This is a genomic window from Pseudacidovorax sp. RU35E (assembly GCF_900156165.1).
Taxonomy (GTDB): Bacteria; Pseudomonadota; Gammaproteobacteria; order Burkholderiales; family Burkholderiaceae_C; genus Xenophilus.
Map to the genome: position 1 here is coordinate 1 of NZ_FTMY01000013.1, position 21,009 is coordinate 21,009.

The 21,009-nt window shown below is 69.9% G+C and carries 23 protein-coding genes and 3 tRNA genes; 8 read left to right on the top strand and 18 right to left on the bottom strand.

All coding sequences use genetic code 11. The annotated features are described in order from the left end of the window. The 4 genes from BXA03_RS20855 to BXA03_RS20870 all read right to left on the bottom strand — a co-directional run. Positions 1-122, bottom strand: a 122-nt coding sequence (locus BXA03_RS20855) for a GTP-binding protein (RefSeq protein WP_229827326.1), incomplete at its 3' end; no start/stop codon positions are given. Positions 123-200: 78 nt separating this feature from the next. Continuing rightward, positions 201-275, bottom strand: a tRNA-Thr gene (locus BXA03_RS20860). Positions 276-312: 37 nt separating this feature from the next. Then, positions 313-386 (bottom strand) — tRNA-Gly (locus tag BXA03_RS20865). Between the two features lie 74 nt (positions 387-460). Beyond that, positions 461-546: transfer RNA gene (locus BXA03_RS20870), tRNA-Tyr, on the bottom strand. Positions 547-686: 140 nt separating this feature from the next. Between BXA03_RS20870 and BXA03_RS20875 the strand changes: the two genes are divergently transcribed. Continuing rightward, positions 687-1,805, top strand: coding sequence for a patatin-like phospholipase family protein (locus BXA03_RS20875; protein ID WP_083716221.1), 1,119 nt, complete (start codon positions 687-689; stop codon positions 1,803-1,805). Positions 1,806-1,826: 21 nt separating this feature from the next. On the opposite strand, the gene BXA03_RS20880 is transcribed toward BXA03_RS20875, so the two are convergent. From BXA03_RS20880 to BXA03_RS20920, 9 genes are all read right to left on the bottom strand, one after another. Then, positions 1,827-2,570 carry a uracil-DNA glycosylase gene (locus BXA03_RS20880; RefSeq protein ID WP_369822458.1) on the bottom strand — a complete coding sequence of 248 codons (744 nt, stop codon included), beginning with the start codon at positions 2,568-2,570 and terminating at the stop codon, positions 1,827-1,829. Beyond that, positions 2,567-3,373: an indole-3-glycerol phosphate synthase TrpC gene (trpC, locus tag BXA03_RS20885; protein WP_076511131.1), complete on the bottom strand. Its 807-nt coding sequence runs from the start codon at positions 3,371-3,373 to the stop codon at positions 2,567-2,569. Before trpC ends, BXA03_RS20880 begins: the two co-directional genes overlap by 4 nt. A gap of 26 nt (positions 3,374-3,399) precedes the next feature. Further along, positions 3,400-4,434, bottom strand: coding sequence for an anthranilate phosphoribosyltransferase (gene trpD / locus BXA03_RS20890; RefSeq protein WP_076511132.1), 1,035 nt, complete (start codon positions 4,432-4,434; stop codon positions 3,400-3,402). 53 nt (positions 4,435-4,487) lie between these two features. Further along, positions 4,488-5,135 carry a LysE family translocator gene (locus BXA03_RS20895; RefSeq protein WP_076511133.1) on the bottom strand — a complete coding sequence of 216 codons (648 nt, stop codon included), beginning with the start codon at positions 5,133-5,135 and terminating at the stop codon, positions 4,488-4,490. Then, a complete protein-coding gene (gene ltaE, locus BXA03_RS20900; RefSeq protein WP_076511134.1) occupies positions 5,128-6,180 on the bottom strand; it encodes a low-specificity L-threonine aldolase in 1,053 nt (350 codons plus the stop codon). The genes BXA03_RS20895 and ltaE overlap by 8 nt, the downstream gene beginning before the upstream one ends. Further along, the gene (locus BXA03_RS20905) at positions 6,180-6,770 is read right to left on the bottom strand and encodes an anthranilate synthase component II (protein WP_017760478.1); all 591 of its coding nucleotides are present in this window, start codon (positions 6,768-6,770) and stop codon (positions 6,180-6,182) included. The genes ltaE and BXA03_RS20905 overlap by 1 nt, the downstream gene beginning before the upstream one ends. Before the next feature lie 5 nt (positions 6,771-6,775). After that, entirely contained in the window at positions 6,776-8,287 is a 1,512-nt protein-coding gene (locus tag BXA03_RS20910) for an anthranilate synthase component I family protein (RefSeq protein WP_017760477.1), read from the bottom strand. Between the two features lie 262 nt (positions 8,288-8,549). Next, positions 8,550-9,245: a phosphoglycolate phosphatase gene (gph, locus tag BXA03_RS20915; protein WP_076511135.1), complete on the bottom strand. Its 696-nt coding sequence runs from the start codon at positions 9,243-9,245 to the stop codon at positions 8,550-8,552. Between the two features lie 62 nt (positions 9,246-9,307). Next, positions 9,308-9,982 carry a LuxR C-terminal-related transcriptional regulator gene (locus BXA03_RS20920; RefSeq protein WP_076511241.1) on the bottom strand — a complete coding sequence of 225 codons (675 nt, stop codon included), beginning with the start codon at positions 9,980-9,982 and terminating at the stop codon, positions 9,308-9,310. A gap of 244 nt (positions 9,983-10,226) precedes the next feature. Here BXA03_RS20920 and BXA03_RS20925 point away from each other — a divergent pair, with 244 nt between their 5' ends. After that, positions 10,227-10,847 carry a DotU family type IV/VI secretion system protein gene (locus BXA03_RS20925; RefSeq protein WP_076511136.1) on the top strand — a complete coding sequence of 207 codons (621 nt, stop codon included), beginning with the start codon at positions 10,227-10,229 and terminating at the stop codon, positions 10,845-10,847. Positions 10,848-10,849: 2 nt separating this feature from the next. Next, a complete protein-coding gene (locus BXA03_RS20930; RefSeq protein ID WP_076511137.1) occupies positions 10,850-11,845 on the top strand; it encodes a type VI secretion system protein in 996 nt (331 codons plus the stop codon). Between the two features lie 30 nt (positions 11,846-11,875). Here the strand turns inward: BXA03_RS20930 and tssJ are convergent, their stop codons facing one another. Beyond that, positions 11,876-12,409, bottom strand: coding sequence for a type VI secretion system lipoprotein TssJ (tssJ, locus tag BXA03_RS20935; RefSeq protein ID WP_076511138.1), 534 nt, complete (start codon positions 12,407-12,409; stop codon positions 11,876-11,878). A 71-nt stretch (positions 12,410-12,480) separates the two neighbouring features. Between tssJ and tssA the strand changes: the two genes are divergently transcribed. The 4 genes from tssA (at position 12,481) to BXA03_RS20955 (ending at position 16,225) form a co-directional block, all read left to right on the top strand. After that, entirely contained in the window at positions 12,481-13,530 is a 1,050-nt protein-coding gene (gene tssA / locus BXA03_RS20940; RefSeq protein ID WP_076511242.1) for a type VI secretion system protein TssA, read from the top strand. 49 nt (positions 13,531-13,579) lie between these two features. Next, positions 13,580-14,092: a type VI secretion system contractile sheath small subunit gene (gene tssB, locus BXA03_RS20945; protein ID WP_076511139.1), complete on the top strand. Its 513-nt coding sequence runs from the start codon at positions 13,580-13,582 to the stop codon at positions 14,090-14,092. Positions 14,093-14,124: 32 nt separating this feature from the next. Then, entirely contained in the window at positions 14,125-15,615 is a 1,491-nt protein-coding gene (tssC, locus tag BXA03_RS20950) for a type VI secretion system contractile sheath large subunit (RefSeq protein WP_076511140.1), read from the top strand. Between the two features lie 118 nt (positions 15,616-15,733). After that, on the top strand, positions 15,734-16,225 hold the full coding sequence (locus tag BXA03_RS20955) for an Hcp family type VI secretion system effector (protein ID WP_076511141.1): 492 nt from the start codon (positions 15,734-15,736) through the stop codon (positions 16,223-16,225). Positions 16,226-16,330: 105 nt separating this feature from the next. Here the strand turns inward: BXA03_RS20955 and BXA03_RS20960 are convergent, their stop codons facing one another. After that, complete coding sequence (locus BXA03_RS20960) at positions 16,331-17,110, bottom strand: PP2C family protein-serine/threonine phosphatase (RefSeq protein WP_076511142.1); 780 nt, start codon at positions 17,108-17,110, stop codon at positions 16,331-16,333. A 40-nt stretch (positions 17,111-17,150) separates the two neighbouring features. Then, positions 17,151-19,106 (bottom strand): type VI secretion system-associated FHA domain protein TagH, encoded by a 1,956-nt coding sequence (gene tagH, locus BXA03_RS20965; RefSeq protein WP_076511143.1) that lies wholly within the window; start codon positions 19,104-19,106, stop codon positions 17,151-17,153. A gap of 194 nt (positions 19,107-19,300) precedes the next feature. Here tagH and BXA03_RS20970 point away from each other — a divergent pair, with 194 nt between their 5' ends. Beyond that, positions 19,301-19,867: a hypothetical protein gene (locus BXA03_RS20970; protein ID WP_076511144.1), complete on the top strand. Its 567-nt coding sequence runs from the start codon at positions 19,301-19,303 to the stop codon at positions 19,865-19,867. A gap of 25 nt (positions 19,868-19,892) precedes the next feature. Here the strand turns inward: BXA03_RS20970 and BXA03_RS20975 are convergent, their stop codons facing one another. Both BXA03_RS20975 and BXA03_RS20980 read right to left on the bottom strand, forming a co-directional pair. Further along, positions 19,893-20,288, bottom strand: coding sequence for a DUF4150 domain-containing protein (locus tag BXA03_RS20975; RefSeq protein ID WP_076511145.1), 396 nt, complete (start codon positions 20,286-20,288; stop codon positions 19,893-19,895). 27 nt (positions 20,289-20,315) lie between these two features. After that, entirely contained in the window at positions 20,316-20,987 is a 672-nt protein-coding gene (locus tag BXA03_RS20980) for a DUF3540 domain-containing protein (RefSeq protein ID WP_076511146.1), read from the bottom strand. Between the last annotated feature and the right edge of the window lie 22 nt (positions 20,988-21,009).

Here is a 21,009-nt window from a genome sequence, read left to right on the forward strand (position 1 = left end):
CCAAACTTGGCCGACAGCACCGTGGCGATGGCCGCCGTCAGGGTCGTCTTGCCATGGTCCACGTGACCGATGGTGCCCACGTTCACGTGCGGCTTGGTGCGTTCAAACTTGCCTTTTGCCATTGTCTGGACTCCGAATACAACTTAGACCACATGTACATGGGCTTGTGCAGCCGGCTGCCGCACCATCCCTGCAATCGATGGTGCCCTTGGCGGGAATCGGACCCGCGACCTCTCCCTTACCAAGGGAGTGCTCTACCACTGAGCCACAAGGGCAACTTGAAAACCGTCGCTAACGTTTGATGAAGCCGCGTGGAGCGGGAGACGGGAATCGAACCCGCGTCATCAGCTTGGAAGGCTGGGGTTCTACCATTGAACTACTCCCGCATCGTGACACTTGGCACCACCACTTGGCGGCACCGGCCTCGCACGAAAATCGCTCGGCAACGTTCATCATTCGCTGGTGGAGAGGGCTGGATTCGAACCAGCGTAGGTATAAACCGGCAGATTTACAGTCTGCTGCCATTAACCACTCGGCCACCTCTCCGGCGAACCACAGACTATAGCACCATCCATCGCAGGTGGCGAGTTCGTGCGAAAAAAATTTCGGTGGTACAGCGTCTCGGACGACAGCGCACCCCGCCAGATTCGCTCAGCAGGGTTTTTGCTGCACTGCACAATGACTTCATGACTGCAGCCGCCCTTTCCCTTCCTTCCCGTCGCCCCAGGGTCAACCTTGCCTTGCAGGGCGGAGGCTCGCACGGGGCCTTCACCTGGGGCGTTCTGGACGCGCTGCTCGAGGACGGCCGGCTCGGTCTGGAAGGTATCAGCGGGGCGAGCGCCGGCGCCGTCAATGCCGTTGCACTGGCGCACGGCTTCGCAACAGCGGACGACGCCGCGGATCCGACGCGGGCCGCCGCTCGGCAGGCGGCCCGTGAGACGCTGGAGCGGGTCTGGCGGCGCGTATCGAGCGCCGGCGCACCGGGTGCGCTGGCCTCGCAGTTCATGCGCATGCTGTTCGGGCAGACACCGGCGTTTCCCCCGCTGACGACCGATCCGTGGGCGTCGCCCTACCAGTTCAACCCGCTTGGCATCAATCCGCTGCGCACCCTGCTCGACCAGGAAATCGACTTCGACGCAGTGGCCGCCCTGGACACTCCACGCGTGTTCGTCTCGGCCACCCAGGTACGCACGGGGCGCGCCCAGATCTTCCACGGCGCGCAGCTCACGCTGTCGGCCGTGATGGCGTCGGCCTGCCTGCCGACCATGTTCCAGGCGGTGGAGATCGACGGCGAGCCCTATTGGGACGGCGGCTACTCGGCCAATCCGGCCCTGTTGCCGCTCATCGAGAACTGCGAGAGCGCCGACATCGTCCTCGTGCAGCTCAACCCGTTGCGCCGGGCCGAGACCCCGCGCACGCCGCACGAGATCGCCCAGCGCGTGGACGAACTGGCCTTCAACGCCAGCCTGATCTCGCAGATGCGCAGCATCGACTTCATGCAGCAGCTGCTGGCCGATGGCCGACTGCAGGAAGGCCGGCAGTTCCGCCAGTTGCGTCTGCACCGCATCGACATCGACAGCGCGCTGGAAGATCCCCTGCCCTCCTCGACCAAGCTGTCCACCGACATCGCCATGATCGAGCTGCTTTTCGAGCGGGGCCGACGCGCAGCGCTCGATTGGCTCGACCGTCACCTCGACGACGTCGGCCGCCGCACCACCATCGACATCCAGGCCGACTACGTGGCCGGTGCGCCCCTGCCCACCGAGCCAGTGGCCGATACGCTGCCGCAGTTGCGCAGCGCCTGAGCGCCGGCTACCGCAAAGCGCTCAGTCGCCCGCGGGCGGCGCCGCATGCTGCGTGTCGCGCCATGCCCGCGCCTGACCGAAATGCCCGCAGCCGATGAAAGGCACAGGCGGCCGCAGCGCGGAAAGCGGCGAGGGATGGTTGGCCATCAACAGCTTGTGCCGCTTGGCGTCGATGAAGCTGCGTTTGCTCTGGGCATGCGACCCCCACAGCATGAACACCACCGGCCGCTCGCCGTCGGCGACGTGGCGGATCACCGCATCGGTCAGCACCTCCCAGCCGCGGCCGGCATGGCTGGCGGGCTGGCCTTCCTCCACCGTGAGGCAGGTGTTGAGCAGCAGCACGCCCTGCTGCGCCCAGCGCACCAGGCTGCCGCCGGGATTCGGAAACTTTGGCGGCGGCGTGCCCAGATCGCGCTGAAGCTCCTGGAAGATGTTGCGCAGCGAAGGCGGCAGACGCACGCCCGGTGCGACGGAGAAGGCCAGGCCCTCGGCCTGCCCGCGGCCGTGGTACGGGTCCTGGCCCAGGATGACCACGCGAACCGCCTCGGGCGGCGTGAGCTCCAGCGCCCGCAAGGGCTGCGGCGGGAAGATCACCGCGCCGGCATCCAGCCGCTGCTGCAGAAAGCCAAGCAGGCCCTGCCCCTTGTCGCTGGCGAAGAACCGTTCGACCAGTGGCCGCCAGCCCCCGGCCACGGGCCAATCGGCCGGATCGGCGGACTGCAGTTGCGTGGCCGCGCCGGGCTGAGCCATGCCGTCCCGGATCATGCGGCGAACAGCTCGGCCAGCGCCTCGCCCGGCTCCGGCGCGCGCATGAAGCGCTCGCCGACGAGGAAGGCGTTCACGCCGCCTTCGCGCAGTTGCTGCACGTCCTCGCGCGTCGCGATGCCCGATTCGGTGACCAGCAGGCGCTCTGCCGGCACCATGGCCTTCAGGTCCAGCGTGGTCTGGATCGACACCTCGAAGCTGCGCAGGTTGCGGTTGTTGACGCCCACCAGCGGCGTGCGCAGCTTCAGCGCCCGCTCCATCTCGGCGGCGTCGTGCACCTCGACCAGCACCGCCATGTCCAGACCCAGGGCGATGGCCTCGAAGTCGCGCATCTGCGCGTCGTCCAGGCAGGCGGCGATAAGCAGGATGCAGTCGGCGCCCATCGCGCGCGACTCGTAGATCTGCCAGGCATCGACCATGAAGTCCTTGCGCAGCACCGGCAGGTCGCAGGAGGCACGGGCCTGGCGCAGGTAGTCGGAGCTGCCCTGGAAGAACTGGCGGTCGGTCAGCACCGACAGGCAGGCCGCGGCCATCTCGCCGTCGCCCAGGGCATAGCTCTGGGCCAGGTCGGCGGGAATGAACTCGCCCTCGCGGATCACGCCCTTGCTGGGGCTGGCCTTCTTGATCTCGGCGATCACGCCCGCCTGGCCGGCGGCGATGCGGCGGCGCAGTGCGCCCACGAAGTCGCGCGTCAGCACGCGGCTCTCGGCGTCGGCGCGGATGGCCTCCAGCGGCACGCGCTTGCGGGCGGCCGCCACTTCCTCGTGCTTGACGGCCACGATCTTGTTGAGGATGTCGGACATGGGTGCGGGCTCTCTTGGATTCGGTTTCAGGCCGTGGCGGCGGCCGTGGTGAACTGGACCATCTGCGCCAGGCGCGCCTTGGCTGCGCCGTTGTCGATGGCCTCGCGCGCGCGCTCGATGCCCGCGCCGATGGATTCACAGACATCGGCCGCATAGAGCGCCGCGCCTGCGTTGAGCAGCACGATGTCGCGCGCCGCACCGTGCACGCCTTCGAGCACGCCCATCAGCACCGATTTCGATTCCTCGGGCGTCTGCACACGCAGGGAGCGAAGACTCGCCATGCGCAGGCCGAAGTCCTCGGGATGCACCTCGTACTCGCGGATCTCGCCGTTGCGGAGTTCGCCCACCATGGTGGCGGCACCGAGCGATATCTCGTCCAGCCCGTCGCGGCCGTAGACCACCAGCGCGTGCTCCGCGCCCAGGCGCTGCAGCGCCCGCACCTGGATGCCTACGAGGTCCGGGTGGAAAACGCCCATCAGGATGTTGGTGGCGCCCGCCGGGTTGGTCAGCGGGCCGAGGATGTTGAAGATGGTCTTGATGCCCAGCTCGCGACGCACCGGCGCCACGTTCTTCATCGCGGGGTGGTGGTTGGGCGCGAACATGAAACCGATGCCCACCGTCTCGATGCTGCGCGCGATCTGCTCGGGGCCCAGGTTGATGTGCACGCCCAGCGACTCCAACACATCGGCGCTGCCGGACTTGCTGCTCACGCTGCGCCCGCCATGCTTGCTCACCTTGGCGCCCGCTGCCGCGGCCACGAACATGGAACAGGTCGAGATGTTGAAGGTGTGCGCGCCGTCGCCGCCGGTGCCCACGATGTCGACGAGGTGGGTGCGGTTCTTCACCGGCACATGCAGCGCCACCTCGCGCATCACCTGCGCGGCGGCGGTGATCTCGCCGATGGTTTCCTTCTTGACGCGCAGGCCGGTGATGAGCGCCGCCGTCATCACGGGCGAGGCCTCGCCGCGCATGATCATGCGCATGATGTGGAGCATCTCGTCGTGGAAGATCTCCCGATGCTCGATGGTGCGCTGCACGGCTTCCTGGAGCGTGATGGGCATGGCGGTGTCTGCTTTCTCGAAGTCGGAAGGAAGAAGAAGGAAAAGGTGAAGGTTCAGCGCGAAGGCGCGTCGCTGAAGGCAAGCCTGAGCCCGAAGCCCAGCACCATGAGGCCGGCGGCGCGCTCGGCCCAGCGCAGCATGGCACCGGCGCGCTCCAGGCGACGCGCCAGCCAGGCCGCGAGCGCCGCCCAGCCGATGCACACCCACAGCGCATTGAAGTTGAAGAGCAGGCCCAGCAGCAGGAACACCCCGCCCGGATGCGCCGCCGCCGGATCGACGAACTGCGGCACGAAGGCTAGGAAGAAGAGCGCCACCTTCGGGTTGAGCACGTTGTTCAGGAAGCCGCCGCGGAAGATGCGCGCCAGCGGCTCGGCCTGCGGGCTTTGCTGCGCGGCCAGTCCGGCCTGCAGGGCGCCCGGCCGGCGCAACATCTGCACGCCGATCCACACGAGGTAGGCCGCGCCCACCCACTTGAGCACCGTGAAGGCGGTGGCCGAGGTCGCCACGATGGCGCTCACGCCCACGGCCGCGGCGACGATGTGCACGCAGCACCCGGCCGTGATGCCCAGCGCCGCCACCACACCCGCGCGCCAGCCCTGCCGCAGCGCATGGCCCACGATGTAGAACACGTCCACGCCCGGCGTGAGGTTCAGCAGCAGGCCGGCCAGCACGAAGGCCAGCAGGTGCGGCAGGTCAGGCATGGAAGTAGTCCTTCATGGCCGCGACGGCCTGGTCCACGCCCTCGGCATACACGTCCAGGTGGGTGGCGAAGCGCAGCCGGTAGAGGCCCGTCGCCAGCACGCCGCGCGACTTGAGGAAGTCCATCAGTCCCGCGCCGCGCTCGCGTGCCGGCCCTTCGAGGTCGACGAACACCAGGTTGGTGTGCGGCGCCTCGACCTTCAGGCCGGCAATGCCGGCGAGGCCGTTGGCGAAGCGCTTTGCGAGCGCATGGTCGTCGGCCAGGCGCTCGATGTGGTGGTCCAGCGCATGCAGGGCTGCCGCGGCCAGCATGCCGGCCTGGCGCATGCCGCCGCCGGCCATCTTGCGCACGCGATGGGCGCGGGCGATGAACTCGCGCGAGCCGCACAGCGCCGAGCCCACCGGCGCGCCCAGGCCCTTGCTGAAGCACACCGAGACGCTGTCGAAGCACTGCGCGATGCGCCGCGCCTCGGTGCGTGCGTCGCCGCCCGTCGCCTGGGCCTGCGCGACGGCGGCGTTGAAGAGACGGGCACCGTCGAGGTGGCGCGACAGGCCGCGCGATTGCGCCAGTGCGGTGGCCTGCTGCACATAGTCGAAGGGCAGCAGCCGGCCGCCCAGCGTGTTCTCCAGCGCCAGCAGCCGGGTGCGCGCGAAGTGCGCATCGTCCGGCTTGATCGCTGCCTCGATGTCGGCCAGCGCCAGCGTGCCGTCGGGCTGGTGCTCCAGCGGCTGCGGCTGGATGCTGCCGAAAACCGCAGCGCCGCCGCCTTCCCAGCGGTAGCAATGCTGCATCTGGCCCACGATGTACTCGTCGCCGCGCTGGCAATGCGCCAGCAGCGCGCACAGGTTGCTCTGCGTGCCGGTGGGCACGAACAGCGCGGCCTCGAAGCCGAGCAGCTCCGCGATGCGGGCCTGCAGCGCGTTGACCGTCGGGTCGTCGGCGAAGACGTCGTCGCCCACGGGCGCCGCCACCATGGCCTGGCGCATCGCTGCCGTGGGTCGGGTGACGGTGTCGCTGCGCAGGTCGATGGGGGCGGTGCGGGTCATCAGGCAGGCTCCAGGAAGTTCTTCAGCATGGCATGGCCATGCTCGGTCAGGATCGACTCGGGATGGAACTGCACGCCCTCCATCCTCACCGCCTGCGGCAGTTCAGTGTGGCGCACGCCCATGATCTCGCCGTCGTCGGTGCGCGCCGTGACGGCCAGCACCGCCGGGCAGCTGTCGGCCTCGATGGCCAGCGAGTGGTAGCGGTTGACGGTGAAACGCTCGGGCAGGCCGGCAAACACGCCCTCGCGCGTGGTCGTGATCTCGCTGACCTTGCCGTGCATCAGCTGGCGCGCCCGCACGATCCTGCCGCCGAAGGCCGCACCGATGCTCTGGTGGCCCAGGCACACGCCCAGGATGGGCAGCTTGCCGGCAAAGGCCTGGATGGCCGGCACCGATACGCCCGCCTCGGCCGGCGAACAGGGCCCGGGCGAGATCACCAGCCTGCTCACACCGGCGGCGATGCGCTCGCCGATGCCTTCCAGCGTGATCTCGTCGTTGCGCACCGTCTCCACCTCGGCCCCCAGCTCGCCAAAGTACTGCACCAGGTTGTAGGTGAAGGAGTCGTAGTTGTCGATCATCAGCAGCTTCATGGTGCTCACTCCAGGCCTTCTTCCACCAGCTCCGCCGCACGCAGCAGCGCGCGGGCCTTGGCCTCGGTTTCCTTCCATTCCAGCTCGGGCACCGAATCGGCCACCACGCCGGCCGCGGCCTGCACGTGCAGCACCTGGTCCTTGATGACGCCGGTGCGGATGGCGATGGCCAGGTCCATGTCGCCGGCATAGCTGATGTAGCCGCAGGCGCCGCCGTACAGGCCGCGCTTGGTGGGCTCCAGCTGGTCGATCAGCTCCATGGCATGCACCTTGGGCGCGCCGGTCAGCGTGCCGGCCGGGAAGGTGGCCTTGAACACGTCGATGGCGCCCATGCCATCCAGCAGCGTGCCCTCGACATTGCTCACGATGTGCATCACGTGGCTGTAGCGCTCGACCGCGAAGGCCTCGGTCACCTTGACACTGCCGGTCTTGGCGATGCGGCCGATGTCGTTGCGCGCCAGGTCGATCAGCATGACGTGCTCCGCGCGTTCCTTGGGATCGTTGACCAGCTCGACCTCGGCCGCCTTGTCCAGTTCCAGCGAGGCGCCGCGCGGCCGGGTGCCGGCCAGGGGGCGGATGGTGATCTTCTGTTCTCCCTCGCCCCCGTGCTCCTGGCGCACCAGGATCTCCGGCGAGGCCCCCACGACATGGAAGTCGCCGAAGTCGTAGAAGTACATGTAGGGACTGGGGTTGAGCGAACGCAGCGCGCGGTACAGCGAGAGTGGCGACTCGGTGTAGCGCTTGCTGATGCGCTGGCCCACCTGCACCTGCATGAAGTCGCCGGCGGCGATCAGTTCCTTGGCGCGCTCCACCGCCGCCAGGTAATCGGCCTTGGCGAAGGGCCGCTCGGCCGGATGCGCCTGCGTGGGCTTGACCTGCGGCGCGGCCACCGAATAGCGCAGCAACTCCTTGAGCTCGCGCAGCCGGCGCTTGCCGCGGGCATAGGCCTCGGGCTGCGACGGGTCGGCGTAGACGATCAGGTAGAGCTTGCCCGACAGGTTGTCGATGACGGCCAGCTCCTCGCACTGCAGCAGGAGGATGTCGGGGCAGCCGATGGTGTCCGGCGGGCAGGTCTTCTCGAGCTTCTTCTCGATGTAGCGCACCGCGTCGTAGCCGAAGTAGCCGGCCAGGCCGCCGCAGAAGCGCGGCAGACCGGGCCGCAGCGCCACCTTGAAGCGCTTCTGGTAGGCCGCGATGAAGTCCAGCGGGTTGCCGCTGGCGGTCTCCACCACCTGGCCGTCGGTGACGACCTCGGTGCGGGCTTCGTCGCCGAAGCCACTGGCGCGCAGCAGCGTGCGCGCGGGCAGGCCGATGAAGCTGTAGCGGCCGAAGCGCTCGCCGCCGACGACGGATTCGAGCAGGAAGCTGTGGCGCCCGCCGCCGGCGGCGCCATGGCCATGGGCCAGCTTGAGGTAGAGGGAGAGCGGGGTTTCGAGGTCCGCGAAGGCCTCGGTCATCAGCGGGATGCGGTTGAAGCCCTGGCTGCTGAGGCTCTTGAACTCAAGTTCGGTGATCACGGGGTTTCTCCTGGCCGGCGGGCGCTCCTGTGGCCCACGCGGCGGTTCATTCGATCTGGAAGTGCCCGCCGATGAAAGCATCGGCCGGGCCAGGCGTGCGCAGCCGCGAGGGCCGCGCGATCAGGCGGTCAACGTCTTTGGCTTGCGCCAGGGCCAGGCTCCCCGGCAGCCTTGCCCCGTCTGGATGACGTGATGAATGAACATGAGAGGGCGCGAGTGTAGCCGAGGGCCTGCGGACAGCGACCGTTGGCGGATGCGCCTGTCAGTGGGCTGCGGCGCCGGTGCCGAAGCGCAGGTCCGCCAGCGAATCCAGATACGCATCGGCCGGCACATCGCGCACGGGTCGGCCGTGGTTGTAGCCATAGCTCACCAGCACCACGCGGCAGCCGGCCGCGCGGGCGGCCTGCGCGTCGTTGCTGGAATCGCCGATGGCCAGCGTGCGGCCCGGCGCGCTGCCCAGGGCCTCGCAGGTGCCCAACAGCGGCAGCGGGTCGGGCTTCTTGCGCGCGAAGCTGTCACCGCCGAAGACATGGTCGAAGAAGCCATCCAGCCCCTTGGCCGCCAGCAGCGGGCGCGCAAAGGCCAGCGGCTTGTTGGTGAGGCAGGCCAGGCGAAGGCCCTGCGCGCGCAGCGCCGCCAGGCCCTCGATCACACCGGGGTAGACCGTCGAATGCTGGCCGTTGATGGCGAGGTAATGGTGCTGGTAGCGCGCCCAGGCATGGTCGTACAGCGCCTCGGGCGACGGCGCACCCACCTGCTGCAACACGGCGCGGATCAGGTGCTCGGAGCCCTTGCCCACCAGCGTGCCGATGACGCTCGCGTCGATGTTCGGCAGCGACAGGTCCTGCAGCATGCCGCCCAGCGCGGCGGCGAAGTCGCCCAGGGTGTCCACCATCGTGCCGTCGAGGTCCACGATGGCGGCGTCGAGGGAGGTGCGGTCGAAGAAGGCGGCAGTCACGGCGGCAGGCGGGGTCGGTGTCGGGGCTGCGACTGTAGCGCCCGGCCCGGCCGCCCCGGCCCTCACGCTTCGGTGAGGGACTGCGCCGCCACCACCGCCTCGGTGCGGTTGCGCACGTTCAGCGCGCGGAAGATGGCCGCCAGGTGGATCTTCACGGTGCCTTCGCTGATGCCCAGGCTGCGGCCGATGAGCTTGTTGGGCTTGCCCTGCGACAGCAGTTGCAACACCTCGACCTGCCGCTCGGTCAGCACGTTGCGCAGATGCTCGAGCGTCGGCGCCGACGAGGGCGCCTGCGCCGCGCGCGCCAGCGGCTCGGTGCCCGCATGCGGGGCCAGGCCGCCAGGCAGGGCCGACAGCATCATGGGCGGCACGTACACACCACCGGCCAGCACCAGGCGCACCGCGGACAGCATCACATCGGGCGAATAGGCCTTGGGAATGAAGCCCAGCGCGCCCCGGTCGAGCACGGCGCGCATCATGGCCGGGTCCTCGTAGCCCGACACCACGATCACCGGCACCGCGGGATGGCGCCGCCGCAGGGTGTCGATGTGGGCGTACTGCTCGGCACCGGGAATGTTCAGGTCGATCAGCGCCAGGTCGATGTCGTCGCTGGACAGCGAGTACAGCTCGGCCGCCGTCGTGGCCACCACGAAGGCGACGCCTTCTTGCAGTTCGGCCAGCTTGGCCTTCATGGCCTCGATGACCAGTCGGTGGTCTTCGGCGATCAGGATTCTCATGGCGTGCTCGATGGAGATGTGCGCGCGCGCCGCATTCGCCAAGGCCTGCGCCCACGATGCACTGCGCCGCCGCTGCCCGCCCTCGCAGGCGCGAAAAGAAAGAGCGTAGCGCCTAAGCACCCCGCCAGCAAGGCGCCGCCCCTGCCCGAAAGGCATAGCTCCGTCGCCCTATGGTCGCGCGGCGGGCACCTCGCCAAGATGGTCCGCACATGCGATCCGGACCACGGGTTGTGCAAGAAGGCCCATGCCGCGCCTGTTCGACTTCTATGCGCCGCTCTTCTCGCTCGGGCTCGCCCTGCAGGCGCAGGACGCGGCCGCGCCCGCCCCTGCGCAGGCCGCCCGCCTGGCCCAGCAGCAGCTGATGCACGCCCGTACGCAGGCGCTGGAGGCCGGCCACCTGCTGGCGCATGTCGAATCGGCCGCCTTCGCAGTCGTCGCCTGGCTCGACGAGGTGCTGGCGGGGCTTCCGGATGCGCCGGGCGATCCGTTGCAGCTGATGCTCTTCAACTCCACCACGGCGGCCACCGAGTTCTTCCATCACCTGTCGGCCCTCGGCCCGCACGAGTCGCAGGTGCGCGAGGTCTACTGGTACGCGCTGGCGATGGGCTTCCACGGCCAGTACCACTTCGAGCGCGACCACGACGCGGGCATGCTGGCACGGCTGAAGGCCCTGCATGCGGCCCAGTTGCCGCTGGCCCCCATCCGGCCCTCCGCATGGGGCGCCTGGGCCACGGTGCCGGGCACGCCCGCCGTTGCGCCACGTCGATCCCGGGAACCGCGACCCTGGCGCTTCGCAGTCTTCGCGGCAGCCATGGCGGCGCTGGCCCTGGCATGCGCCGTGATGCGTCCCGGCATGGACGGCTGACCATGCCGGCCTGCCTGGGCTTCGGGGTGCTGGCGCTGTGCGCGCTGCTGCTGTTGGCGCCATGGTGGCGGCGCGAGGGGCGCCATCAATGGCAGCGCAGCCGAAGGCTGGCGCACTGGATCCGCCACCTGCCCGCCCGCGAGCAACCGGGCCGCGACGAGGTACGCGCCCTCCAACTCGCCCTGCCCGGTCGCCGCGCCGCAAGCCCGCTGCTGGGCATCGGCGATGCGCACGCGGCGCCCCGCGCACTGGCGGCCCTCCCGCCGGACGGGGACGCTTCGGCCGCCGCATTCTGGGAAGCACGGCAGGTCGGCGGCCTCGTCCTGCTCAGTCTCACGCTGCCTCCGATCGACGGCCTCGACGGCGGTGCGCGACGCCTGGGCCTGTGGCCCCATGCCCTGCGGGCCCTGGCGCGCCACCATCCTTCGCAGCCGCTGCAAGGGCTGGTGCTGTGCATCGCCGCCGCCGATCTGCTGCGCGACACCGCGGGTCGCACCATCCAGCTGGGCCGCCTCACCCGCCTGGCCCATCAGGCCTGCGGCGGCCTGGGCACCGCGTTGCCGGTGCACCTGGTCGTCACCCAACTGCAGACGCTGCGGGGCTATGCCAGCTTCGAGGCGATGCTGCCGCCGGAGGCCTTCGGTCAGCCCTGGGGCATGCGCCATCCCGGTGGCAGCCGCGCGCTGCGTCCGGAGGACCTGCTGGCACCGGTGTTCGAGCCGCTGATGGAGCGGCTGCATGGACTGCGGCTGGGCATGCTGCTCGACGCGCCGCCCTTGCCGATGCGGCGTGACCTGCATGAGTTCGTCGAACAGGTGCGCGGCCTGCGCACTGGCCTGTGCCAGTGGCTCGACATGCTGGCCGACGGCCCGCCGCCATCGCCGCTGCCCCACTGGCAGGGCCTGTTCTTCACGGCGTCGCGGCCAGAGGCCGCATTCACCACCGGCCTGCTGGCGCGGATGGCCGGCCTGCCGCCATCGCCGCGGCCCGCGCCCTGAGCGTCTCGCGCGGCCCGCGCCCTTCTGGATTCAGGGCGCCGAGGGCTCGATGCGGATCTGGCGCGCGCCGAAGGTCACGTCGAGCTTCACCGGCTTGCCCGGCTCCACCGGCCGCACCTCGCGCCAGCGCGCGCGGTCCAGGTCGCGATAGGCGGCCATGAAGGCCAACGCCTTGGCATCGGCCGGCAGCGTCATCTCGATGCGGCGGCTGTCGCCGGGGCGCAGCAGCACTTCCTCCCTCTGCACCAGATCGGCCGCCATGATGGCCTGGTCCTTCTCGAACAGGGTGAAGAAGTCGGCCGCCTCGAAGGCCTGCGAATTCTTCAGCGCATACACGCGCACGGTGACCGGCGAGGCCCGGCCTCGTGCATCCGGATTGACGTCGGCCCCACCCTTGAGGCTCAGCACCACCGGGGTGACGATGGGCTTGGGAGGCGGCGGAGGCGGCGCCGCACAGCCCGCCAGCAGAAGCGGGCCGAGCCCCGCACCGAGAAGAAGACCGAGCCCCAGCGAGCGCCGCGCAAGACGGCCATAGGACGAACGGTGGGGGGATGGCGCCTGCATGCTATTTCCTTCGTTGCATTGACCCTGGGGTGGGCATCTTCGATTATCCCCAGCACTTTTTCACAGGCAACATGCTCACCTCGGACATCGTCGACGCACTGCTGGAGCCCATCGGCGAGGCATCGCCCTGCGGCGACGACCTGGAATACGACCCCGACTTCATCGCGCTGGAGACCTCGGCCCAGGGCAAACCCGAGCAGCAGTTCGGCGACACCGTCATCCCCGCCGTCGAGCCCGAATGGCCGCAGGTGGCCGAGGCGGCCCAGGCGCTGCTCAAGCGGACCAAGGACGTGCGCGTGGCGGTGCACCTGCTGCGCGCCAGCACCCGGCTGCAGGGGCTCGAGGGCTTCCTGTCGGGCATGCGGCTGCTCACCGGCCTGCTCGACACGCAGTGGCAGCACGTCCATCCGATGCTGGACGCGGACGACAACGACGACCCCACGATGCGGCTGAACGCGCTCGCGCCGCTGGCCGACGATGCGCTGGTGGTGCGCGACCTGTACGACGCCTGGGTGGGCACGGCGCGCAGCCTGGGACGCATCCGCGTGCGCGACATCGCCATCGCCCGCGGCGTGCTGGAGCCCGTGGGCGGCGACGCCGGCTATTCCGCGCCGCAGGTCCAGGGCGGCCTCGAGGAGATCGTGCAGGCGCAGCCCGAGGTGGCCGAGCGCATGGCTGGCGCCGCGCCCGCCATCAACGGACTGCGGCAGGTGCTCAACGACCGCAGCGGCCTGGGCGAGGCGGTGGACATGTCGCGCCTGCGCGCCATCGGCCACATGCTGGGCCAGACCGCGCAGAGCCTGGCCCCCGATGCCCCCGCAGTCGCCGACGGCGAGGCCACGGCCGAACGCAGCGACGCGGGCGATGGCGACGGCCGGGCCGCAGGCCCCGCTCCGATCCGCGGCGAGATCCAGTCGCGTGCCGATGCCGTGCTGATGCTCGACAAGGTCATCGCCTACCTGCAGCGCACCGAGCCGGGCAACCCCGCACCGCTGCTCATCGAACGCGCCAAGAAGCTCATCGGCGTGAGCTTCCTGGACATCATCGCCAACCTCGCCCCCGACGCCATCAGCACCATCGAGCACGTGACCGGCGCGCGCGCCGCCAGCGACGACGAATAAGCGCGCCACGGCTCCCACTCTTCACCCCTCTCCTTCAAGGAGCTTTCGCATGTCCTCCAAGAGCAGTCAGAAATTCATTGCCCGCAACCGCGCGCCGCGCGTGCAGATCGAGTACGACGTCGAGTTGTACGGCGCCGAGAAGAAGGTGCAGCTGCCCTTCGTGATGGGCGTGCTGGCCGACCTGTCGGGCAAGCCCGCCGACCCGCTGGCACCGGTGGGCGAGCGCAAGTTCCTGGAGTTCGACGTCGACAACTTCGACGCTCGCATGAAGGCCATGAAGCCGCGCACCGCCTTCGCGGTCGAGAACACGCTGACCGGCGAGGGCGAACTCAAGGTGGAGCTGACCTTCGAGAACATGGACGACTTCTCGCCCGGCGCCATCGCGCGCAAGGTCGACTCGCTCAACAAGCTGCTCGAAGCACGCAACCAGCTGTCCAACCTGGTCACCTACATGGACGGCAAGGGCGGCGCCGAGGATCTGCTCGCCAAGGTGCTGGAAGACCCCGCCCTGCTGCAGTCGCTGGCCTCTGCCAAGAAGCCGGCCGAAGACAGCGCCGCCTGACACCCCCACCGCCCCGGATCGAGGAGAACCCCATGGCAGATGCACTTCAGCAGAATGCGCTGAAAGAGGTCGAGTACGCAGGCAGCGATTTCGCGTCGCTGCTGCAGAAGGAATTCAAGCCCCGCAGCGACGAGGCCAAGAGCGCGGTCGAGACCGCCGTGCTCACGCTGGCGCAGCAGGCGCTGTCCAACACTGCGCTGATCGGCAAGGACGTCACGCAGTCGATCCAGGCCATGATCGCGGCCATCGACGCCAAGCTGACCGAGCAGATCAACAAGATCATCCACCACCCCGACTATCAGAAGCTCGAGAGTGCATGGCGCGGCCTGCACTACATGGTCAACAACACCGAGACCGACGAGAACCTGAAGATCCGGGTGATGGACGTCTCCAAGCAGGACCTGGCCAAGACGCTGAAGAAGTTCAAGGGCGCGGCCTGGGACCAGAGCCCGATGTTCAAGAAGGTCTACGAAGAAGAGTACGGCCAGTTCGGCGGCGAGCCCTTCGGCGCCATCGTGGGCGACTACCACTTCGACCACACGCCGCCCGACGTCGAGCTGCTGGGCGAGATGGCCAAGATCGCGGCCGCCGCCCATGCGCCCTTCATCACCGGCGCCAACCCCAGCCTGATGCAGATGGGCAGCTGGCAGGAGCTGGCCAACCCGCGCGACCTGACCAAGATCTTCAGCACGCCCGAGTACGCCGGCTGGCGCACGCTGCGCGAATCGGACGACTCGCGCTACCTGGGCCTGTGCATGCCGCGCTTCCTGGCGCGCACGCCCTACGGCGCCAACAGCAACCCGGTCGAGGAATTCGACTTCGAGGAAGACACGGCCGGCGCCGACCACAACAAGTACGCCTGGGCCAACGCGGCCTATGCGATGGCCACCAACATCAACCGCTCGTACAAGGAATACGGCTGGGGCTCGCGCATCCGCGGCATCGAGTCGGGCGGCGCGGTGGAGAACCTGCCGCTGCACACCTTCCCGAGCGACGACGGCGGCGTGGACCAGAAGTGCCCCACCGAGATCGCGATCAGCGACCGCCGCGAGGCCGAACTCTCGAAGGCCGGCCTGCTGTCGATGATCCACCGCAAGAACTCGGACTTCGCGGCCTTCATCGGCGCGCAGTCGCTGCACAAGCCGGCCGAGTACGACGACCCGGACGCCTCGGCCAATGCCAACCTGGCGGCCCGCCTGCCCTACCTCTTCGCCTGCAACCGCTTCGCGCACTACCTCAAGTGCATCGTGCGCGACAAGATCGGCGGCTTCCGCGAGAAGGACGACATGCAGCGCTGGCTGAACAACTGGATCACCAACTACGTGGACGGCGACCCGGCCAATTCCTCGGAGTCGACCAAGGCGCGCAAGCCGCTGGCCGCCGCCGAGGTGATCGTGGAAGAGGTCGAGGGCAACCCCGGCTACTACACCTCCAAGTTCTTCCTGCGTCCGCACTACCAGCTCGAAGGCCTGACCGTCTCGCTGCGGCTGGTGTCGAAGCTGCCGTCGGCCAAGGGGGCCTGACATCCACGCGCGCCAACTTCATTTTGAAAAGGCGCGCCTTCCCTCGTTCTCCAGACAGCCTTGCTCGTCCCGCAGAGAAGGCCCTCCCACTCCACTCACACACTGAAAGGCACGAATCATGGCAGTTGACATGTTCATCAAGATCAAGGGCATCGAAGGTGAATCGACCGACAAGAAGCACCCGAAGGAAATCGACGTCCTGGCCTGGAGCTGGGGCATGTCGCAATCCGGCACGACCCACATGGGCGGCGGCGGCGGCTCCGGCAAGGTCAGCGTCCAGGACCTGAGCTTCACCAAGTACGTCGATGCCTCCAGCCATGCGCTGATGGGTGCCTGCTGTGTCGGCAAGCACCACGACGACGCCATCCTGTACGTTCGCAAGGCGTCCGGGAAGGGCGGCGATCCCATCGAGTACATCAAGATCACCATGAACGAGGTGATGGTCACGAGCGTGTCGACCGGCGGCAGCGGCGGCGAGGACCGCCTGACCGAGAACATCACGCTGAACTTCGCCAAGGTGAAGTTCGAATACACGCCGCAGAAGGCCGACGGCACCAAGGACACCACCAAGGAAACGACCTGGGACATCGCGGCGAACGCGAACGACTGATCGCGCGGGTTCCGCGCCATCGACAACGCCGGCAGCTGCCGGCGTTTTTTTTGGAGGGGGGCGGCGGGGGTCTGGGCAGCCTGCGGCCCAAGGGGCCCGCGCTGCTCAGTCGGGAGCGGGCATCAGCCGCGTGGCGTCGTCATGCCCGTCGGGCATCACCCACAGCGCGATGGCCGTGTAGTTGTCCTGCCCCGGCTTGCCGCGGGCAATGATCTGGGCGTCGATCTGGTCGGCCCATTGGCGTGGCGTGCGCGAGGCCTGCAGGCCGGCCATGAGGCCTTCGTCGCCCAGCACCTCCCATACGCCGTCCGAACACAGCAGCAGCGCATCGCCCGGTTCGAGCCGCATGCGCTGCGACACGTCGACCTGCGGCGGCTCGGTGAGCGACCCCAGGGCCGACAGCAGCACGTTGCGCTGCGGATGCAGCCGGGCGCCCTCGTCGTCGAGCATGCCGCCGGCCACCATCTGCTGCACCAGGCTGTGGTCGGTGGTGCGCGCCACGACGGCGCCGCCGCGGAACAGGTAGGCCCGGCTGTCGCCGCTGTGGGCCCAGACCATGGCCTGCTCCTCCAGGTCGATGGCGGCCATCACCAGCGTCGTGCGCATGGCCGCGAGCTTGCCGCCTTCGGCCTGCCGTTCGACGATGGCTTCGTTGGCATGGGCCACCAGCTGACGCAGCACACCGGCATCGAGGCCGGGCTGCGTGGCGAAGCCCGCCAGAAGGCTGGCCCGTGCCGTGGCCGAGGCCACGTCGCCGCCGCCATGCCCACCGGCGCCGTCGGCCACCAGGCACAGCACATGGCGGTCGTCGTACCAGTGGCCATAGACGTCTTCGTTGTAGTCACGCCCGCCGGGCCGCGTCAGGGTGACGATCTCAATTTCCACGCGCGCTCCTCGTCGCAGTTGTCATCGGTCGCCGCGGCCCTCACGGCTGCGCGCCACCCTCGCCCGCCTGCTGCTTGAGCCGGGCCATCTGGGCCTCGTAGGCCTCCAGGAAGGCCTTGCCGAACAGGCTGTGGAAGTCGTCCTCGGCCTCGGCGGCGATGGCGCCGTACAGGGCCGTGAACTGGTCCCACAGCTTGGCCTTGCGGTTGGCCGCGAACAGGCTGTCCAGTGCCGAACGGGCGGCGATCTTCTTCTCCAGCTCCTCGGGGCCGAAGCGGGCGATGAGCGCGGCCAGCGCCGCGCGCAGGCCGACCATCACGCCGAACTGGTGGGCCCGCAGGTCGTCGTAGGCATCGCGCATGGCGGCATCGGCCGGCATGAAGCCGCGCAGCTGCGGGCCCAGCAGATGGCCCAGCGCCACCTCGACGGTGGGCGAGAACTTGAGCGGGTTGTTGGCCTGCGCCGCGATCATGGTGACCTCGGCCCGCACCTCGCGCTTGAGCTCCTGGCGGGTGAGCAGCAGCTGCAGCGTGCCCTCCGTGGCGCTGCGCAGCATGACGCCGATGCGCTCCATGAGCGCGGGCGTGAGCTGCGTGGGCGGCTGGTGCATGCCGCCCAGGCCGTGCAGGAAGGCGGCGAGCAGCTCGCCGGCATCGCCGCCTGCGGCCGCCATGGGCGTGGGCGCCATGGCGGGCGCGGCCGGATGGGACGCGAACGCGGCGGCGGGCGGCGCGGACCACGCCGATGCGGGCGCAGGGGCTGGGGCTGGGAACGGTGCCGGTGCGGGTAGCGGCACGGCCGCGGATGCCACGGCAGGTGCGGGCGCCGGCGCGAGCAGGTCGTCCAAGCCGCCGCCGGTGGCCGCGGCAGAACCGAAGGGCTCGTCGCCCAGCAGGTCCGCAAACGGATCAGGCACACCGGCTGCCCCAGCTGCGGGTGGGGTGGGCGCCATCGCAGGCGGCGGCGCGAAGGCCGCAACCGCGGGCGCGGCGTCGGGCGGCAGCGCCGGGCGCGGGGCCGTGGCGCGGCCGATGCGGATTGGCTCGCCCGCCGCGTCGGGAAAGGCCTGCCCCCCCGGGACCGGCGGTGTTGCCGGTGACGCCGGCATGGCAGGCGCCATGGCCGCGCGCGGCGGCGTGAAGCCGAACTGGCCGATGGGCGCATGGTCGCTGCGCGGCGCTTGGCTGGCCGGTGCCCCCTGCTGGAAGGCCGCCAGCGGATCGGCCGCACTGCCGGCGGTGTTGGGCTGCAGCAGCGGATCGGCCAGCGGCGACAGCGCCAGCGGATCACCGCCGGTGCTTGCCGGTCCCAGGCCGAACAGGTCGTCGATGCGCTGCGAATTGGCCGTGGGGTTGGACGCCGCGGGCAGGCCGAGGTCGGAGAAATCGTCCAGCGGCGCAGCGCCTGCAGGCGCCGCACCGAGCAGGCCGGCGAAGGGGTCGTCGGCCGATGGCGTGCCGGCGCGCGGCGACAGGCCCATGGGGTCGGCGAAGGCGGCAGGCAGGGCTGCGGCGGGCGCTGCCGGCGGTGTGGGAGCAGCCGGCCGCGCCGGCGGCGGCGAGGCCGGGCCCAGGCCGGCCAGCAGGTCGGCAAAAGGATCGTCGTCGGGAAGCGCCGGTGCGGCTGCAGGCGGCGCCCCGAAGCCGGTGGGCAGATCGGCCGTGGCGGCCAGCGGTGCGGCAGCCTGCAGGCGCTGCACGGCCAGCTCGAAGCTGCCGATCACCAGGCGCTCGCCTCCCTGCAGCGCGGCTTCGTTGCCGGCGCCCAGCGGCACGCCATTGCATTGCATGGGGTTGCTGCCGCGGTCCACGATGACGTACTGGCCATTGCGGCACAGCACCTGCGCATGCACGCGCGAGACGGTGCGGTCGGGGTCGTCCAGCACCAGGGTGTTGGTGTCCGAGCGGCCGATGGTGCCGCCCTGCGGGCCGAAGCGCGCCGCCAGGGGGCGGCCCATCGGGGCGCCTTGACGGCCGACGACGACGATTTCGATCATGAGGAGGCTCCCGCGGGGCGCGGCGCCGCCCTTGCGGGCCGTTCGCCGATGCTGGGAAAAGTATTCATGCCAGCGACGGTCGCCACAAGCTCACCGGAAGAGGTATGCCTTCGGCCCGCGCCGCCGCACCCCGGCCGCGGCCTCTTCGATCGTCTAATCGGCGCATGCCGCGCCCTCGTCTTCGGAGACCCGCCATGGCCCTGTTCGCCGCCTTGTCCGCCCTGATGGCCGCATGCACGGGCGGCACGCCCGAGACACCTGGCGACCAGCCCAATGCGGTGCTCGCCCAGGTGCTGCAGAAGGCGCTCGACGACGAGATCGCGCGGCTGGACCCGTCCTGGTCGCCGGGCCTGCTGCCGGCGGCACCCGCGCTTGCCCGCGAATGGCTCACCCAGATCGACGAGGTCGTCGCGCGCTGCCGCTACGGGCCGCGCAGCCAGTCCAAGCACAACCTGCTGGAGTTCGACCTGCGGCTGCACAGTGGCGAGACGATCGAAGCGCTCTACACCGGGCAGCGCTGCACCTACGGCATCGCGCCGCCGCTGATCATGCGGGTGCGCATGCGCGACGGTCGTGTGGCAGAGGCGCTGACCGACGGGCGCGAGCGCAGGCGTCCGGTCGATGCGGTGGCGCCCGAGGCCCACGCCTTCGCCACCGCAGTCATCACGGCCGACCTGCGCCGCCGGGCCGCGCGCTACTTCGTGCCCTCGGCCAGCCCGCAGGACATCCAGCGCCAGTGGGACGCCGGCGCCAGGCCCTGAACGTCCCGGCACGCCCACATCCGCATCAGGGCGCCAGCAGCAGCACCACGGTCTGGCTGGGAGCCACGCGCACGCCAGGACAGTTGGTGCTGTTCTGCAGCGAGACGCTGGTCAGGCGGCTGGCGGGCATGCCCTGCAGCAGCACGGTGAAGGCGCCGGTCAGGTGCCGGCTGGGGCCCATCACCGTGCCTGACGCCACACCGAGCAGCACGCCCGCGTTGTCGCCATTCGTCATGGGGATCGTCGTGCCCAGGTTGTGGGCCGGCGCGCACATGAAGAGGATCGTCGGGCAGTTGGGAATCGCCATGGGGCCCATGGCGATGTTGGGATAGGGCACCGGGATCGGCGACGGCACCGCGGGGGTGAGGCACACGTCGGGGAATCCCATGTCGGTGCCCATCAGCTGGCAATTGGCGAACATGCCCGGCTCCTTCTGCAGCGGTGAGCGTCAGCCGAAATGGATCTGGGCGCCGCGCGCCTTGACCAGCTTCTCGCCGTTGACCAGGGCATGCTCGCCCGACAGGCGCAGCAGCTGCTCGGCCTCGCAGTCCAGGTGCGTGGCATGGACGCGGTCCAGCCCTTCCGTGCGGCGCAGGTGGTGGCGGCTGAAGTGCTGGGCACGGTCCACCACCGTCGACAGCAGGCTGCCCACCAGCTTCATCACCCCGGCGCTCATGCGCCATTGGCGGGCCACGGCTTCGCCGCTGTCCACGGTCAGCCGCGCATCGTGCGCCTGCACACTGAGGCCCTGGTCGGCCCGAAGCGCCAGGTCGGTGGCCTGCAAGGAAAGTCGTCCACGCCCCACGGACAGCTCGGTGTCGCCGGGAAGGCTGAGCCGGTGCGGCCCGTCCGTCTCGTTAGCGGGCTCGCGCGTCAGCACGGCCATGACCCATCCCTCGCCGCCGGCCTCGGTGTGCAGGCAGGCCACCGTGTCGCCGGGGCGAGGCTCCAGCAGGCAGCCCACGGCGCGCTGCAGCTGAAGGGCCTGCGCCCCGCTGACCACGGCGAAGCGCTCGCCCTGCCGCGCGGTGACGACCCCCACGCACCAGTGGGCGGCCGGCGTGGCAGGCGGCGCGGCGCGGCGGCGCCGGGTGGCGGGGGCGGCGAGGGTGTCGTGCATGGGAAGTCCTTGGTGGTGAGGG

What these genes read in the sequence shown, in the direction of transcription:
- BXA03_RS20875 (WP_083716221.1), top strand. Translation starts at nt 687, where the DNA reads ATGACTGCAGCCGCCCTTTCCCTTCCTTCCCGTCGCCCCAGGGTCAAC.
- BXA03_RS20880 (WP_369822458.1), bottom strand. Translation starts at nt 2,570, where the DNA reads ATGATCCGGGACGGCATGGCTCAGCCCGGCGCGGCCACGCAACTGCAG.
- trpC (WP_076511131.1), bottom strand. Translation starts at nt 3,373, where the DNA reads ATGTCCGACATCCTCAACAAGATCGTGGCCGTCAAGCACGAGGAAGTG.
- trpD (WP_076511132.1), bottom strand. Translation starts at nt 4,434, where the DNA reads ATGCCCATCACGCTCCAGGAAGCCGTGCAGCGCACCATCGAGCATCGG.
- BXA03_RS20895 (WP_076511133.1), bottom strand. Translation starts at nt 5,135, where the DNA reads ATGCCTGACCTGCCGCACCTGCTGGCCTTCGTGCTGGCCGGCCTGCTG.
- ltaE (WP_076511134.1), bottom strand. Translation starts at nt 6,180, where the DNA reads ATGACCCGCACCGCCCCCATCGACCTGCGCAGCGACACCGTCACCCGA.
- BXA03_RS20905 (WP_017760478.1), bottom strand. Translation starts at nt 6,770, where the DNA reads ATGAAGCTGCTGATGATCGACAACTACGACTCCTTCACCTACAACCTG.
- BXA03_RS20920 (WP_076511241.1), bottom strand. Translation starts at nt 9,982, where the DNA reads ATGAGAATCCTGATCGCCGAAGACCACCGACTGGTCATCGAGGCCATG.
- BXA03_RS20925 (WP_076511136.1), top strand. Translation starts at nt 10,227, where the DNA reads ATGCCGCGCCTGTTCGACTTCTATGCGCCGCTCTTCTCGCTCGGGCTC.
- BXA03_RS20930 (WP_076511137.1), top strand. Translation starts at nt 10,850, where the DNA reads ATGCCGGCCTGCCTGGGCTTCGGGGTGCTGGCGCTGTGCGCGCTGCTG.
- tssJ (WP_076511138.1), bottom strand. Translation starts at nt 12,409, where the DNA reads ATGCAGGCGCCATCCCCCCACCGTTCGTCCTATGGCCGTCTTGCGCGG.
- tssA (WP_076511242.1), top strand. Translation starts at nt 12,481, where the DNA reads ATGCTCACCTCGGACATCGTCGACGCACTGCTGGAGCCCATCGGCGAG.
- tssB (WP_076511139.1), top strand. Translation starts at nt 13,580, where the DNA reads ATGTCCTCCAAGAGCAGTCAGAAATTCATTGCCCGCAACCGCGCGCCG.
- tssC (WP_076511140.1), top strand. Translation starts at nt 14,125, where the DNA reads ATGGCAGATGCACTTCAGCAGAATGCGCTGAAAGAGGTCGAGTACGCA.
- BXA03_RS20955 (WP_076511141.1), top strand. Translation starts at nt 15,734, where the DNA reads ATGGCAGTTGACATGTTCATCAAGATCAAGGGCATCGAAGGTGAATCG.
- tagH (WP_076511143.1), bottom strand. Translation starts at nt 19,106, where the DNA reads ATGATCGAAATCGTCGTCGTCGGCCGTCAAGGCGCCCCGATGGGCCGC.
- BXA03_RS20970 (WP_076511144.1), top strand. Translation starts at nt 19,301, where the DNA reads ATGGCCCTGTTCGCCGCCTTGTCCGCCCTGATGGCCGCATGCACGGGC.
- BXA03_RS20975 (WP_076511145.1), bottom strand. Translation starts at nt 20,288, where the DNA reads ATGTTCGCCAATTGCCAGCTGATGGGCACCGACATGGGATTCCCCGAC.
- BXA03_RS20980 (WP_076511146.1), bottom strand. Translation starts at nt 20,987, where the DNA reads ATGCACGACACCCTCGCCGCCCCCGCCACCCGGCGCCGCCGCGCCGCG.